A 15,213-nucleotide genomic window follows, 5' to 3' on the forward strand; every position below is an offset into this window, starting at 1 on the left:
ATCCCTGATGCGCGCCATCCTCGGCAGGATGGCGGCCCGGATCGGCAGACGAGCCGGGCCGCCAAATTTCCCATATCCCAAGAGACCGGGTGAAAACTTGACTATTTCCTCTTCCTCGATCGTCGAGAAAGCAGCCGATGCGACAGCAAGGGCGACGCCCGTCTCGGTCGCCCGGCGCGTCCGCGGCCTCTCCGACAGGGCCATCGCCTGGCTGTTCATCGCGCCTGCCATCACCCTGCTGTTGGCGATCAACATCTTCCCGCTACTTTGGGCGGTCTATCTCTCCTTCACCAATTACCGCGCCAACCGGCCGAACGCGCCGGTCCAGGGAGTCGGCCTTGGAAATTACCAGCGCGTCCTCAACGATCCCGATATCTGGCAGGCGATGCAGACCACCGCGCATTTCGTTTTCTGGACGATCGCGCTGCAGACGGTGATCGGCTTCACGCTGGCCTATCTGATCGACCGCAAGTTTCGCGGCCATGCCTTCTGGACGACGATTATCCTGATCCCGATGATGCTGTCGCCCGCCGTCGTCGGCAATTTCTGGCGCTTCCTCTACGAGCCGCAGATCGGCCTCTTCGCCTATGCCGTGTCGATGGTGTCTGGTATCCCGACGTCGGATATCCAGATGCTCGGCAATGTCTCGCTGGCGCCCTGGGCGATCATCATCGTCGATACCTGGATGTGGACGCCCTATGTGATGCTGATCTGCCTCGCCGGCCTGCGCTCGATCCCCGACTATATCTACGAGGCGGCCGAGGTCGACCGCGCCTCGCCGTGGCGCCAGTTCTGGTCGATCACCGTGCCGATGGCTCTGCCCTTCATCATGCTCGCCGTGCTCTTTCGCGGCATCGAGAATTTCAAGATGTTCGACATGGTGACGCTGCTCACCGGCGGCGGACCAGGCTCGGTCACCGAGGTCGCTTCGATCACGCTGAAACGCGCCGCCTTCGAAAGCTGGGCGACCGGCCGGGCCTCGGCCTTCGCCATCGTCCTCTTCGTCGCGGTGTTCGGCCTCGCCAACATCTACGTCAAGGCATTGAACAAGGTGAAGCAACGATGAGCGCCGCCAACTCAGCCCATTCGGTCGTCGAACCGAGCCTGTCCAACAAGCGCATCGCCGGCACCATCGTCGTCATCTATGCGCTGATCACCCTTATCCCACTCGTCTGGATCTTCCTGACCAGCATCAAGTCGCCGCCGGATTCGATCAGCTATCCCCCCAAGATCGTCTTCACGCCATCGCTCGAAGGTTATTGCAATCTGTTCACCACGCGCACGCGGCAGACGCCTGATTACATCGCCTCGCTGCCGGCGCCGGTCGGCACCTGCGATGAGGTGACGCGCAAGCGCAACATGGTGATCGCCGGCCCGTCAAACTTCATGCCGCGCTTCGTCAATTCACTGGTGATCGCCTTCGGCTCGACCTTCCTCGCCGTCTTTCTCGGCACGCTCGCCGCCTACGGCTTCTCGCGCTTCAAGGTGCCGCTCGCCGACGACCTGCTGTTCTTCATTCTGTCGACGCGGATGATGCCGCCGATCGCCGTCGCCATTCCGATCTACCTGATGTACCGCGAGCTCGGCCTATCCGACACAGCATTGGGCATGATCCTGCTCTACACCGCCGTCAACGTCTCGCTCGCCGTCTGGCTGCTCAAGGGCTTCATCGATGAGATCCCGCGCGAATACGAGGAAGCGGCGATGATCGACGGCTATACTCGCCTGCAGGCCTTCCGCAAGGTCGTACTGCCGCAGGCAACGACCGGCATTGCCGCAACCGCAATCTTCTGCCTGATCTTCGCCTGGAACGAATATGCCTTCGCCGCTCTTCTGACCTCGGGCGAGGCCCAGACCGCGCCGCCCTTCATCCCGACGATCATTGGCGAAGGCGGGCAGGACTGGCCGGCGGTCGCCGCCGGCACGACGATCTTCCTGATCCCGATCCTGGTCTTCACCATTCTCTTGCGCAAGCAGCTGCTGCGCGGCATCACCTTCGGAGCCGTCCGCAAATGAGCCATCTGATCGAAACACCCGCCCCGGCCCGTCCGAAGCGGCCGTTCTTCCTGCGCCGCGGCCCGATGGAAACGATCGCGACCGTGCTGATCGGGTTGGGCTTCCTGATGCTGTTCCAGCCCTTCCTGCTGGTGCTCTACACCTATTCGCTGGTGACCCTGCTTGCAGGCACCGTCATGTTCATCATCGTTTCGAAATTCCCGGAGTAAACCATGGCGGACATCCGGATCGAAAATCTCCGCAAAGAGTTCGGCAGTTTCGTCGCCGTTCAGGATTCCAGCTTCACCGTCCATGACGGCGAGTTCCTGGCGCTGCTCGGGCCTTCCGGCTGCGGCAAGACCACCACGCTGCGCATGATCGCCGGCCTCGAGCTGCCAAGCAGCGGCAAGATCTATCTCGACGGCGAGGACGTCACCTTCAACCGCGCCAGCGCCCGCGACATCGCCTTCGTCTTTCAGCTCTTCGCGCTTTATCCACATATGAACGTGCGTAGGAATATCGGCTTCCCGCTGCTGTCGCAGGGCATGGCCAAGGCAGAAATCCGTCAACGCGTGGAAGAGACCGCCCGCCTGCTGCAGATCGACCATATTCTCAACCGCTCGGTATCGGGCCTTGCCGGCGGCGACCGGCAGCGCGTGGCGCTCGGCCGCGCCATCGTCCGGCGTCCGAAATGCTTCCTGATGGACGAGCCGCTCGGCACGCTCGACGCCGAGTTCCGCGAGATCATGGTCCACGAATTGCGCGAACTGCACAACCGCATCCACGCGACCACCGTCTACGTCACCCATGACCAGCACGAGGCGATGGCGATGGCCGACAAGATCGCCGTGATGAACCATGGCGTCATCGAGCAGTTCGGCACGCCGCAGGAGATCTATGCCAAGCCCGCAACCATGTATGTCGCCGATTTCATCGGCTCGCCGCCAATGAACTTCATGCGCTTCACCTCGGGCCTGAAAAGCGGCGACCGCTCCATTCTGCTCGACGGCGTCGACGTCACCGTTCCTGAGATCCACCAGGACATGGTCGAAAGCGAGCTGGCGCTCGGCGTGCGGCCGGAGCATATCCGCTTCAGCGACGCCTCGGCGCTGCGCGGCGCCGTCTATGGCAGCGAATATCTCGGCACCAACCAGGTCGTCGCTGTGGAAACCCCAGGCGGCCTGATCAAGGCCCGTGTTCCCGCCAATCGCAGCTTCCAGATCGGCGAGAGGGTCGGCCTGGAGTTCAATCCGGCGAAACTCGCACTCTTCGACTGCACGTCGGGCCGCGCGGTGCCATCCTCACTCTATCAGGAGACCCGGCATGGCTGATGTCGTCCTCAGGAACCTCGCCAAGCGCTTTGGCGACACCCAGGCTCTGGCCGATCTCGATCTTTCGATCCGCGACGGCGAGTTCGTCGTGCTGCTCGGTCCCACAGGCGCCGGCAAGACGACGACGTTGCGGCTGATCGCCGGCCTCGAAAAGCCCGATAGCGGCCGCATCGAAATCGGCGGCCGCAATGTCGCCGCCGAAGCCCCCGCCGAACGCGACGTCGCCTTCGTCTTCCAGCAATATTCGCTCTATCCGCACATGACGGTTTACGAGAACCTCGCCTTCCCGCTGAAGGCGCCGGTCCGCAAACTAAGCGCCGAGGAGATCGACCGTCGCGTCCGCGAGGTCGCGCGCATGGTCCGGATCGACCACAAGCTGGAGAACCGCTCGACTAGGCTTTCCGGCGGCGAGATGCAGCGTGTCGCGATCGGCCGGGCACTGGTGCGCCGGCCGGCGATCTATCTGATGGATGAACCGCTGTCCTCGCTCGACGCCAAGCTGCGCGCCGAACTGCGCTTGGAGCTGAAGCGTATCCAGAAGGAACTCGGCTCGACGCTGCTCTATGTCACCCACGACCAGGTGGAAGCCATGACCATGGCCGACCGTATCGGCATCGTCGCCGAGGGCCGCTTGATGCAAGTGGGAACACCGCGCGAAATCTACGGCAATCCCGCCAACTTGCACGTCGCCGCCCGCCTCGGCCAGCCGCACATCAACCTGTTGCCGGCCGACCTGCTGCCGGGCGGCAGGCCGCCCGCGGGCACCAAAACCGTCGGTGCGCGCACCGAACATCTCGACATCATTGTCGGCAAGGATGCCAATGCCGAGATCGACTGGATCGAACATCTCGGCGACCAGAACCATCTGCACATCAGGGCTGGCAATCACAAGCTCGTCACACTTGCGGATCCATATCTGGCGATCGCGCCGGGAGACCGGATCAGCCTGACGCTACGCGATCCGCTTTATTTCGACGCGAGTGGACAGCGCCTTTCCTGACCGGCAAACAGACATGATGATGGCATGAAAAACAAACAGACGGGTCTCAATCGATGAAACACTTCTTCAACCGCAGGGAAAACATCGTCACCGAGGCCTTGGATGGTCTGCTTCTGACGAGCAGCAATGGTCGTCTGGCCCGCCTCGACAGCTTTCCCGACATCAAGGTGATCCTGCGCGCGGACTGGGACAAGTCGAAGGTGGCGATCATCTCCGGCGGCGGCGCCGGCCATGAGCCCTCCCATGCCGGCTTTGTCGGCAAGGGCATGCTGACGGCGGCCGTATCCGGCGAAATTTTCGCCTCGCCAAGCGTCGATGCCGTGCTGACGGCGATCCGCGCCGTTGCCGGCCCGAAGGGCGCCCTGCTGATCGTCAAGAACTATACCGGCGACCGGCTGAATTTCGGCCTTGCCGCCGAAAAGGCGCGCGCCGAGGGCTTCGACGTCGAGATGGTCATCGTCGCCGACGATATCGCCATCCCCGACATCAACCAGCCGCGCGGCGTCGCCGGCACGCTGTTCGTCCACAAGATCGCTGGTTATCATGCCGAAAGGGACGAGGATCTGAAGACGGTCGCAGCCCAGGCCGCGGCAGCGGCCGGCAACATCGTCTCGCTCGGCATGTCGCTATCCACCTGCAGCGTGCCCGGCCAGGCGCATGAGGACCGTCTCGGCGCGGACGAAGGCGAACTCGGCCTCGGCATCCATGGCGAACCCGGCGTCGAGCGCATCATGCTGCAGCCGGTCGCCGATATCGTCGCCACCATGGTGGCGCGCCTGTTGCCGACGTTGCGCGAAGGAGGAAGTCATGCCCTCCTGATCAACAATCTCGGCGCCGTGCCGCCGCTCGAAATGACCGTCATCGCCAATGCAGTGCTGTCCTCGCCGCTTGGCAGCCGCGTCCGGCTGATCATCGGTCCGGCGCCGATGATGACCGCGCTCAACATGAACGGCTTCTCGCTGTCGCTGATCCGGCTGGACGCCGAGCGCGAGATGGCGCTGACGGCGGCGGCCGAGCCGCATGCCTGGATGCCGGCCGTCGAACGCCACGAGATCCAGATCATCGCCGCACCGAGAACATCAGCCGGACTGAACGGCGCCAATGGCAAGGCCGGAGAAAATGATCGCAACCGGCGCCTGATCACAGCGCTCTGCGAGCATCTGATCTCGCAGGAAAGCGAACTCAACCGGCTGGATGGCCGCGTCGGCGACGGCGATACCGGCTCGACGGTGGCCTCAGGCGCCCGCAGTGTGCTTGCCCGCCTCGACACGCTGCCGCTCGATCGGCCGGCGGCAACGCTTGCCTCGCTCGGCGATATCCTCGGCACCAGCATGGGCGGATCGAGCGGCGTGCTGCTGTCGATCTTCTTCACCGCCGCGGCAAAGGCGATGGCCGACAAGGCCGATATATCAGCAGCCCTTCTTGCCGGGCTCGACAGGATGACGTTCTATGGCGGAGCCGGAGTCGGCGACCGGACGATGGTCGATGCGTTGTCGCCTGCCCTGCAGGCGCTCGCATCCGGCGATGTCGCCGCCGCGGCAAGGGCTGCGGCAGCGGGTGCGGAGTCGACGAAGACGATGATGAAGGCGAAAGCCGGACGCGCCTCCTATGTCGGCGAAAGAGATCTGGCGGGTGTCGCCGATCCCGGCGCCGTCGCGGTTGCCGGCGCGTTCGGCGTGGCGGCAAGCCTCGCCTGACGAAAGAGACGTTTGATAGCCCGCGGGAGGCGCGGCGACAGGGAGGATGGCAGTGCAGGCTGAACCGGTGCTTGTGGCAGGATTGATCGAGGTGTGCCGCGCGACGATCGCGGCAAACAGCGATCATCTCTGCGCGCTCGATCGCGCCATCGGCGATGGCGATCACGGGACCAATATGCGGCGCGGCTGCGAGGCGGTAAGCGCCGAAGGCGAAAGCCTGTCCAGCCTGCCCTTTCCCGACGCCGTGGAAAAGATCGGCCTAACACTGGTGATGAATGTCGGCGGTGCCGCCGGGCCGCTCTATGGCACGCTGCTGATGGAGATCGGCCGCGAGCTTCGCAAAAATGATGAAAAGGCCGATTTTTCGCAGGTGCTGAAACAGGCGATCGACGCCGTGGCACGGCGCGGGCGCGCGCATGCCGGCGACAAAACCCTGCTCGACGTGCTCTATCCCGTGCATGCGGCACTCGCCAGCCGCTCGCCGCTCGGCGCCATCGCCCGCAGGGCCGAGCGTTCCGCCAACCGCACTGCTGACATGAAGGCAATGCGCGGGCGCGCGGCCTATCTCGGCGATCGCTCCATCGGTCATGTCGATCCCGGCGCGTCGAGCTGCGCGCTGCTGACCACGGCGATCTGCCGCTATCTCGGGGAGCACCGTCCGCAATGAATGGAAAGACCGCAAATGTGGGTATCGTGATCGTCTCCCACTCGCCGTTGGTGGCAAAGGGGATCGCCGACATGGTGCGGCAGATGGTCGGCGACTGCGTGCCGCTCGCCTGGTCGGGTGGCAACGTCCATGGCGACCTCGGCACCGATGCCGGCGGCATCCTGAGAGCCATCGAGGCCGCCTGGTCCGATGCCGGCGTCGCCGTCTTCGTCGATCTCGGCGGCGCCGAAACCAACAGCGAGATGGCGATCGAAATGCTGGGCCTTCCCCGCGCGGCCCTCGTCTCCATCTGCAACGCGCCTTTGGTCGAAGGCGCCGTCATCGCCGCCGCCGAGGCGTCGGGGGGCGCGTCGCTGGCCAAGGTCGTCGCCACAGCCGAGGAACTGTCCCCCTGATGACGAGCGGATTGCGTAGTGAAAAACAGGAGCCCGATCCATTGCACGTGAATTACCAGACGGAGGTGGAAGTCAAGCACGGTGTCGGGCTGCATGCCCGCCCCTCCGTCACCTTCACGCGGCTTGCCAAGTCCTTCCCCTGTTCGATCGAGATCGCTGTCAACGGCAGCGACGTCTGGCTGAACGGCAAGAGCATCATCAAGATCATGGGCGCGAGAATCCGAAAAGGGTCGATTCTCAGGATCCGCGCCGACGGCATTCTCGCCGAAGAGGCGATCCGCGCGCTGAAGGAACTCATCGAGCGCAACTTCGATGAGGAAAAGAAACATGGCCGAACCGCTTAGACTGAAAGCGAAGAGTGCATCCCCGGGCATCGCATCCGGCCCGGCCTTTCTGGCCGAGCGGCCGGACGCCGTCCCTGCGTCCCGAGCCGTCGGTGGATACAGCGCGCTGGAGAAGGCGATCGACATCTCGATCGGCGAACTCGAGCGCCTTGCCGAGGGCGCCGATGCCGAAAGCCGCGATATCATCGATTTCCAGATCGAGGTGCTGCGCGATCCGACGATCGCGGAAGCAACAGGCGCACGCATGGAGGCCGACGAGAACGTCGTCTTCGCCTGGGTCGCCACCCTCGACGCCTATATCGGTGAACTCGAAGCGGCCGACGAGGAACAGATGCGGGCGCGCGCTGTCGATATTCTCGACATAAAGAACCGCGTGCTCGGGGCGCTGGCCGGCACCCCGATCGCCGATTTCCCGCCCGGCTCGGTCTTCGTTGGCAAGGATATGGAGCCGAGCCGCTTTCTCGCCCATGACTGGTCGAAAGGCGGCGGCATCGCGCTGTTTGCAGGCAGCACTGCCGGCCATGTCGCCCTGCTTGCCCGGGCGAAATCGGTGCCGATGGTGGTCGGCACGGGTCGTTTTTCGGCAGCAGATGGAGATCCCGTTCGCGTGGATGGCAACGCCGGTGCAGTCGTCCTGCAGGCGGGCGGCATGCTGATCCCGGCACCGGCACAAATGCCCGCCGGCGACACGCAAACCGGCAGCAGTGAGCTGCGCACCGCGGACGGCGTGCCGATCCAGCTTTCCATCAACATCAACGATCCCGCCGAGATCGATGCGCTCGATCCGGCAACGGCAGGCGTCGGCCTGATGCGCTCGGAATTTTCAGTCACCTCGATCGCCGATGCCGCCAACGAGGAGCGCCAGCTGGCGATCTATCGCCGCGTGCTGGAACAGGCGGGCGATAGGCCGGTGATCATAAGAATGCTCGATATCGGTGGCGACAAGCCGCTCGCCGGCCTCGAAGACCTGCCGGCTCTCTCCGCCTCGGGCCTGCGCGGCATCCGGCTGCTGCTTGCCCGCCCGGAAATCGCCCGCGTCCAGGCCCGCGCCCTGCTGCGCGCGGCCGTCTTCGGCAGGCTGTCGGTGATGCTGCCGATGGTGACCTTTCCCGACGAGATCGACAGGATGCGCGAGCTATTCCGCGAGGAAGCCGAAAAGCTCGGCCGCCGCGCCGTGCTCCATCGGATGCCGCCGATCGGCATGATGGTCGAGGTGCCGGCCGCCGCCTTGATGCTCGACGCCTTCGGGTCGGCGGCGTTCTTCTCGTTCGGAACCAACGACCTCACCCAATATCTTGCCGCCTCCGCCCGCGACGATATCGACGCCGATGCCAGCAAGGCCGCACCCGCCGTGCTCCGGCTGATTACCCAGGCGGTGAAGCTTGCCGCCGGCAAGCCCACCAGCATCTGCGGCGACATGGCCGGCAATCCCGGTTATCTGCCGGGGCTGCTCGCCGCCGGCCTGCGACATTTTTCCGTGGCGCCGGCCCGGCGTCCCGCGATAAGATCGGCGATCATCGGCCTCAACGCCGATGGCACAAGGGCAGCCGGAGAATAGGATGGCGCGCGAAGACACCGAAGACGCCATTATCGCCTACAAGTCCATTCTGGCGCAGATCATCGACAACAGGCCATCGGGCACGCGCCAGCGCCTGGCGACGGCGCTTGGAAAACATCGCAGCTTCGTCACCCAGATCACCAGCCCGACCTATGCAACGCCGCTGCCAGCGCGCCATCTGGCCACCATCGTCCGCGTCTGCCATTTCAGTGCCGCCGAACAGGAGCGCTTTCTCGAAGCCTATCAGGCCGCCCATCCCGGCAAGCTCCCGGACCTCGGCCATTCCGAGAAATTGCGGCACCTGTCGCTGATGGTGCCCGACTTCGGCGACGACAGGAAAAACCGCCTGCTGGAGGAGGCGATCTCCGATCTGGTGCAGAAAATCGTCGCGATATCGGGTGCGGAATGACGAGCGGGTTGATTGACGTAAAGTAATGCTTTTGGCCTTGGGAGGGGCTTAATGAAGAAGTTCATGAACACTGCGGAAACCATGGTCGCCGAAAGCGTCGAAGGCTTCGTGCGCGCCCATGAGGCCTTCGTGGTGTTCGGGCCCGAGCGCAAGTGCATCCGCCGCCGGCATCTCACGCCTGAAAAGGTGGCGCTCATCTCCGGCGGCGGTGCCGGTCATGAGCCGATGCATATCGGCTTCGTCGGCCACGGCATGCTGGATGCCGCCTGCGTCGGCCATATCTTCACCTCGCCGACACCGAGCCAGATCATTGCCGCCATCGAGGAGGCCGATACCGGCGCCGGCTGCCTACTCGTGGTCAAGAATTACGACGGCGATCTGATGAATTTCGAAATGGCGATCGAGATGGCCGGCGACCGCCACAGCCTCGACATGGTCGTCGTCAGCGACGATATCGAAACGTCGAGAACAGGCGAAGACCGTGCCCGGCGCGGCGTCGCCGGAACGCTCATCGTCGAAAAGCTCCTGGGTGCTGCTGCCGAACGCGGCATGTCGCTGGCCGAGTTGAAGCAGCTCGGCGAAAGATTGAACACACGCATCCGCTCGATGGGTGTGGCGCTGAACGGCGTGACGGTGCCGCAGACCGAGCGCACGACATTTGCGCTCGGACCCGGCGAAATGGAAATGGGCGTCGGCATCCATGGTGAGCCTGGCCATGCCAGGCAGCCTTTCGCCGCCTCCGACACCATCATCGGCCATCTCTGCGAGACCATCGCCGGAGACATCGCGGCAGCGCCTGATACCAAGGCGTTGCTCTTCGTCAACGGCCTCGGCGGCACGCCGCCCGCCGAACTCTACCTCGCCTATAATGGCGCCCGCCGCTTCATCGAGGAAAGAGGCATGTCGATCGAGCGCTCACTGGTCGGAACCTACGTCACCTCGCTCGACATGCAGGGACTGTCGGTCACCCTTGCCTTGCTGACCGACGAGGAGATTGCGCTCTGGGACGCGCCGGTGGCGACGGCGGCTTTGCGTTGGCCGTGACGGCATCTCTAGGGTGTCAGATGTAAAGCGGTGCCATCTTCCGCCAGGCGCCGGCGCGGTGGGCGCGTCCGTCCCAGACATGTAACTGATGGCCGACATTCTTCTCGCCCAACAGCCGGCTGAGATAGCGGTTATTGTCGAGGAAAGGATCGGCATCGCCGATGGTGAGAACGATCTCGAGCTGACGCAGCCTGTCGAGCCGCCAGTCGTCGCCAAGTCCGGGCAGGAAATGCGCCGGCGTGTGGAAATAGATGCTGTCGTCGTAATAGCCGTCGAACAAGTCGCCGAAGGATTCCACCTTCATCGTCAGGTCGTAGCGGCCGGAAAAGGCAACGAGCTTGCGGAAGAGATGCGGATGGCGGAAGACGAGGCTCGCCGCCTGGAAGGCGCCGAGGCTGCATCCGTGCACGATGGTGCAGTCGTGCGAGTTCTTCGCCGCCATCAGCGGCAGCACCTCGTTGAGGATATACTCCTCCAGAGCGGCATGCCGGCGGATGCGTTCGGCCGGATGGCGATGGAAGCCGTAGAGGCTCTCGGCCGCCAGGCCCTCGATGCAATAGAGTTGAAGTTGCCCGGCCTGCAGCTTGTCGGCAAGGCTTCCGACCAGGCCGAGTTGCTCATATTCGAAGAAGCGCCCTTCCCGCGTCGGGAAAACCAGAACCTTGGCGCCGGCATGGCCGAACACCAGCATCTCCATGTCTCGATGCAGCCGCTGACTGTACCAGCGCAGATATTCGCGGTTCATGGCACCCTGAAAAACTGACCGATCTTGTCGCGGAGAACCGCCTCTTGCTCAGCGCTGCCAGGATAGTCGAAATGCCCCGCATCCAGGATGAAGATTTCATTAAATTTTGGTATCGCATTTGCGACGGCGAACTGACAGGGCGGCGCGACGGAAGGATCGAAAAGGGCAACGGCCGTCAGCATCGGCACCTTGATCCGGCTGGCAGCGGTCGCCGCATCGTAGAAGCGCAGCGTTTCCAGCACGTTTCCATGTTCAGCCTGATATTCCTGCACCGATTCCGCACTGCCGACGCTCGGTAACATCAGCCGCAGCGGCTGATGCCCGAAACTCGGCAGCGCCAGATGGCCGCGATCGATGCGCTCGTCGTAGGGCGATCGCCATCGCCCCGACGCCGCCGCCGAAGCTGATGCCGCTATAGCCGATGTGCCCTGAAAGCCAGGGATAGAGTGACGTAAGCGTCGAGACGGCAAGCCAGATATCCTCGACGCAGCCGCCGATGATATAGCCCTCCGGCTTGTCGATATCGTGCAGCACATGCCAGGACGGGTTCTCGGAGATCGGCGGATGCGCGCTGAGCGACAGCCCCCGGCAGCAGGGAAATATGAGCGCCGTTTCCCTGACCGGCAGATCGAAATCAGGATGATCCCGCCCGCCGTAACCGTGCCCGACGACGAGGCCGCGCCGCACCTGCCCTTCCCGCGGCAGGAGCAGCCAGCCGCCGATCCGAAACTCGCCGGTCGAGAGATAGACGAGGTCGAGCACACGCCAGTCGGGATGGGTGATCCGGCTGCGGGAAAGCACCGGCTGCGGATCGACCGTCAGCGCCCTGAGATAACGCGCCTCCCAGAAATCGTCGAAACCCTCAGGGGACTCGGGCGGATCGACCGCAAGAAGCTCTTCGAGCTGCATGCCGTAGGTCGGATCGAACTCGAAGGGATGGGTCGTCGGAATACTCATCCAAGGCTTGTCTCGTGAAAAGGCCGGCGGCGCAAGACTCTGCCTTAGCCCAGCCGATAAACCTTACCGGCACTCGGACACCTTTAGCGGCGTCAGTCTCCTCGTATCGCCCGGATGTGACGAAGAGCCTGTGGCCAACGGCGCGCGCAGTCTCCAGATGGGCGGCCGCATGGTCCGGTCCGGCTTCGAGCAACAGCTCCGATGTCACGACGCGGGCGCCGCAATAGTCGAAGATCCCGTGATCGATCTGCGTCTTCATGGCGCCGAAATAGCCGTGCCGCATATAAGTCCCGGCATCGGCGCCGCCGAGGCCGACCAGATGCACCGGTAGGCGGCCAAGCAGCTTCACCAGCCCGGTATCCGGGCGATCGTCGTAAGCCCAGCCATTGGTGAACACCCGGTCGATCCATCCCTTGATAAGCCCCGGCATCGACCACCAGTAGACGGGATAGACGAGCACCAGCGCATCGGCGCGGTCAACCCTTGCCTGCTCGGCAGCAACGTCGGCGGGCAGCACCCCTTTCCTCAGATGCAGAGCGATATCGGCCGCGGTGAACCGGGGATCGAAGCCCTCGGCCGAGAGATCGGCAAACTCGACGGAATGGCCGGCATCTGAAAGTGTGACACCTTCGGCAAGATGGGTGGCGACGCCGTGGGTGAGCGACTGGGGATCGGGATGCGCGACGACGATGAGCGCGTGCATGCAGAAAACTCCTGTTGAATGATTGCGGACGGAAGTCCCGGGCTGTATACTTTTGGTAAGCTACTTTCAGTAAGTTACTTTTGGTATATAGTGATATCAAGCGCCGAAACAACAGGTCAGCCGACCGATCCGCAACCGCGCCGCCGCCTGTCGCGGCAGGATCGGCATCGCCAGTTGCTCGACGTCGCTTGGCAGATCGCCCGTGACGAGGGAACGGAAGCGCTGACCCTCGGCCGGCTTTCCGAGCTGGCGGGCGTAACGAAACCCGTGGTCTATGATCATTTCGAAACCCGCCCCGGCCTGCTCGCAGCGCTCTACCGCGAATTCGACGCCCGCCAGACGGCTGTGATGGACGCAGCCCTTGCGGCAAGCCAGCCGTCGCTCGCCGACCGGGCCACAGTCATCGCCACCTCCTATGTCGACTGCGTGCTTCTTCAGGGCCGCGAAATCCCCGGTGTGATCGCAGCACTTGCCGGCTCGCCGGAACTCGAAAGGATCAAGCGCGAATACGAAGCGGCCTTCATCGAGAAATGCCGCATCGCGCTTTCGCCCTTTACCGGTACCGGCACGATCGCCGCAGCCGGCCTCTGGGCCATGCTCGGCGCCGCCGAAGCCCTCTCCTATGCCGCCGCGTCGGGCGACATCACCGCCGTCGAGGCAAAGAACGAACTCTTCGAAACCATCGTCGCGATGGTGGCGAGAAGTATGGGCGGCGGCACGCATCCCGATCACCTGCGCAATACGGCCGGCCTCGCATCGAGATGATCCGGCGGGAATACCTGTAGCGAATCCACCGCCCGCTTCGCCATGGAACTCGGTTATTTCGCGACCCTGGTGAGCGACGCGAGGGCCGCCTTCTCGCACCTAATGATGCATGCTGCGCACAAGCTGAACGGCCCGACCTACGCCCATGCTATTCTGACGACGGCCGAACTCATCGAAGTCTTGCCCAAGGCGTGTGCTTCAAAGGACAATGCCATGACCATGCTCTTCAAAATGCTCACAAGTGCCGGCTCGGAATCCCTGAACCGCGACCGGCGCAGGTTCCTGACCACCGCGGCGATCGGGATCGCCGCCGCAGGCGCGACCAGCCTGTTTCCGTCCTATCCGGCATCGGCTGCCACGGGAGATGCGATCCGCCCGTTTCGCGTCGACACTCCCGAGGCGGACCTCCTCGACCTTCGCCGGCGCGTGCTGGCAACACGCTGGCCCGAACGCGAGACGGTCGACGACCAGTCGCAGGGCATACAGCTCGAAAAGATCAAGCCGCTCGTCCATTATTGGGGCACCGGCTACGACTGGCGAAAGGCGGAAGCGAAGCTGAACGCGCTGCCGCAATTCATCACCGAGATCGACGGCCTAGACATCCACTTCATTCACGTCCACTCGAAACATCCGAATGCCCTGCCCGTCATCATCACCCATGGCTGGCCGGGATCGGTATTCGAGAACCTCAAGATCATCGGCCCGCTCACCGATCCGACCGCTCATGGCGGACGCGCCGAAGATGCGTTCGACGTGGTCATTCCGTCAATGCCGGGCTACGGCTTCTCCGGCAAGCCGACCGGCACCGGCTGGGGGCCGGACCGCATCGCGCGGGCCTGGGCGGAACTGATGAAGCGCCTCGCTTACGGCAGCTACGTCGCCCAGGGCGGCGACTGGGGCTCGCCGGTCTCCGGCGCGATGGCACGGCTCGCGCCACAAGGTCTGCTCGGCATCCACATCAACCTGCCGGCTGTCGTGCCGCCCGAAGTTGCCGCTGTGCTCGCCGCGGGCGGGCCGGCGCCGCAGCGACTCTCCACCGAGGAACGCGCGGCGTTCGATGCCCTCAGCGCCGCAGCCAAGATGGGGAACAGGTCCTATGCCACGATGATGGGCACGAGGCCGCAGACGATCGGCTACGCCATATCGGACTCCCCGGCCGGCCTTGCGGCATGGACGCTCGGTCATCCAGGCTTCACGCACTGGACCTACGACAGCAGCGATCCCGAAAAGTCTCCCGACGAGGTGCTCGACGACATCACGCTTTACTGGCTGACCAACAGCGCCGCTTCCTCGGCCCGGATCTACTGGGAATATGGCGGCGGGCGCAGTCCCGTCCTTGCGGCCGGGGAGAAGACCTCCAAGATCGCGCTTCCGGTCGCCATCACCGTCTTTCCTGGGGAGAGCTATCAGGCCCCGGAGACATGGGCCCGTCGCGCCTATCGCAACCTTATCTATTTCCACAAGGTCGACAAGGGCGGCCACTTCGCCGCCTGGGAGCAGCCCGAGCTCTTCTCCGCCGAGCTTCGAGCAGCGTTCAGGCCGCTGCGCCGACCGATATGAGAGGAGCGGCGCCCCCTCGCCGCTCAGGGATGCTGCCGCCTGG

Annotated in this window: 15 protein-coding genes and 2 pseudogenes; 14 read left to right on the forward strand and 3 right to left on the reverse strand. The window is 64.0% G+C overall.

Features of this window, described 5'->3' with window-relative positions:
- Positions 1-97: 97 nt before the first annotated feature.
- The 12 genes from ELH03_RS12075 to ELH03_RS12130 are packed head-to-tail and all read left to right on the forward strand — an operon-like array spanning position 98 to position 10,440.
- Positions 98-1,066, forward strand: coding sequence for a carbohydrate ABC transporter permease (locus ELH03_RS12075; protein ID WP_128405109.1), 969 nt, complete (start codon positions 98-100; stop codon positions 1,064-1,066).
- Positions 1,063-2,016 carry a carbohydrate ABC transporter permease gene (locus ELH03_RS12080; protein ID WP_128410619.1) on the forward strand — a complete coding sequence of 318 codons (954 nt, stop codon included), beginning with the start codon at positions 1,063-1,065 and terminating at the stop codon, positions 2,014-2,016. Before ELH03_RS12075 ends, ELH03_RS12080 begins: the two co-directional genes overlap by 4 nt.
- A complete protein-coding gene (locus ELH03_RS12085) occupies positions 2,013-2,225 on the forward strand; it encodes a hypothetical protein (RefSeq protein ID WP_128405450.1) in 213 nt (70 codons plus the stop codon). The genes ELH03_RS12080 and ELH03_RS12085 overlap by 4 nt, the downstream gene beginning before the upstream one ends.
- A 3-nt stretch (positions 2,226-2,228) precedes the next feature.
- Positions 2,229-3,326, forward strand: coding sequence for an ABC transporter ATP-binding protein (locus ELH03_RS12090; protein WP_128405451.1), 1,098 nt, complete (start codon positions 2,229-2,231; stop codon positions 3,324-3,326).
- Positions 3,319-4,326 (forward strand): ABC transporter ATP-binding protein, encoded by a 1,008-nt coding sequence (locus ELH03_RS12095; RefSeq protein WP_128405452.1) that lies wholly within the window; start codon positions 3,319-3,321, stop codon positions 4,324-4,326. Before ELH03_RS12090 ends, ELH03_RS12095 begins: the two co-directional genes overlap by 8 nt.
- Before the next feature lie 53 nt (positions 4,327-4,379).
- The gene (locus ELH03_RS12100) at positions 4,380-6,023 is read left to right on the forward strand and encodes a dihydroxyacetone kinase subunit DhaK (RefSeq protein WP_130658988.1); all 1,644 of its coding nucleotides are present in this window, start codon (positions 4,380-4,382) and stop codon (positions 6,021-6,023) included.
- A gap of 46 nt (positions 6,024-6,069) precedes the next feature.
- Positions 6,070-6,690, forward strand: coding sequence for a dihydroxyacetone kinase subunit DhaL (gene dhaL, locus ELH03_RS12105; protein ID WP_128405454.1), 621 nt, complete (start codon positions 6,070-6,072; stop codon positions 6,688-6,690).
- Entirely contained in the window at positions 6,687-7,085 is a 399-nt protein-coding gene (gene dhaM / locus ELH03_RS12110; RefSeq protein WP_128405455.1) for a dihydroxyacetone kinase phosphoryl donor subunit DhaM, read from the forward strand. Before dhaL ends, dhaM begins: the two co-directional genes overlap by 4 nt.
- Positions 7,085-7,429, forward strand: coding sequence for an HPr family phosphocarrier protein (locus ELH03_RS12115; RefSeq protein WP_128405456.1), 345 nt, complete (start codon positions 7,085-7,087; stop codon positions 7,427-7,429). The genes dhaM and ELH03_RS12115 overlap by 1 nt, the downstream gene beginning before the upstream one ends.
- Positions 7,413-8,987: a putative PEP-binding protein gene (locus ELH03_RS12120; protein WP_130766331.1), complete on the forward strand. Its 1,575-nt coding sequence runs from the start codon at positions 7,413-7,415 to the stop codon at positions 8,985-8,987. The genes ELH03_RS12115 and ELH03_RS12120 overlap by 17 nt, the downstream gene beginning before the upstream one ends.
- A gap of 1 nt (position 8,988) precedes the next feature.
- Positions 8,989-9,396, forward strand: a complete 408-nt coding sequence (locus tag ELH03_RS12125; protein WP_003540656.1) for a hypothetical protein — start codon at positions 8,989-8,991, stop codon at positions 9,394-9,396.
- Positions 9,397-9,447: 51 nt separating this feature from the next.
- Entirely contained in the window at positions 9,448-10,440 is a 993-nt protein-coding gene (locus tag ELH03_RS12130; protein WP_128405458.1) for a dihydroxyacetone kinase subunit DhaK, read from the forward strand.
- 16 nt (positions 10,441-10,456) lie between these two features.
- On the opposite strand, the gene ELH03_RS12135 is transcribed toward ELH03_RS12130, so the two are convergent.
- The 3 genes and pseudogenes from ELH03_RS12135 to ELH03_RS12145 form a co-directional block, all read right to left on the reverse strand.
- Positions 10,457-11,185: an esterase family protein gene (locus ELH03_RS12135; protein WP_128405459.1), complete on the reverse strand. Its 729-nt coding sequence runs from the start codon at positions 11,183-11,185 to the stop codon at positions 10,457-10,459.
- Positions 11,182-12,142 (reverse strand): annotated as a pseudogene (locus ELH03_RS12140) (acetylxylan esterase). Before ELH03_RS12140 ends, ELH03_RS12135 begins: the two are co-directional and overlap by 4 nt.
- 85 nt (positions 12,143-12,227) lie before the next feature.
- Positions 12,228-12,845 (reverse strand): annotated as a pseudogene (locus ELH03_RS12145) (NAD(P)H-dependent oxidoreductase); the annotation flags it as partial.
- Between the two features lie 93 nt (positions 12,846-12,938).
- Between ELH03_RS12145 and ELH03_RS12150 the strand changes: the two are divergent.
- A complete protein-coding gene (locus tag ELH03_RS12150; RefSeq protein ID WP_128405464.1) occupies positions 12,939-13,610 on the forward strand; it encodes a TetR/AcrR family transcriptional regulator in 672 nt (223 codons plus the stop codon).
- Positions 13,611-13,652: 42 nt separating this feature from the next.
- Positions 13,653-15,170 (forward strand): epoxide hydrolase family protein, encoded by a 1,518-nt coding sequence (locus ELH03_RS12155; protein WP_197727747.1) that lies wholly within the window; start codon positions 13,653-13,655, stop codon positions 15,168-15,170.
- Positions 15,171-15,213 lie beyond the last annotated feature (43 nt).

It is taken from the genome of Rhizobium beringeri (genome assembly GCF_004306515.1).
GTDB lineage: Bacteria > Pseudomonadota > Alphaproteobacteria > Rhizobiales > Rhizobiaceae > Rhizobium > Rhizobium beringeri.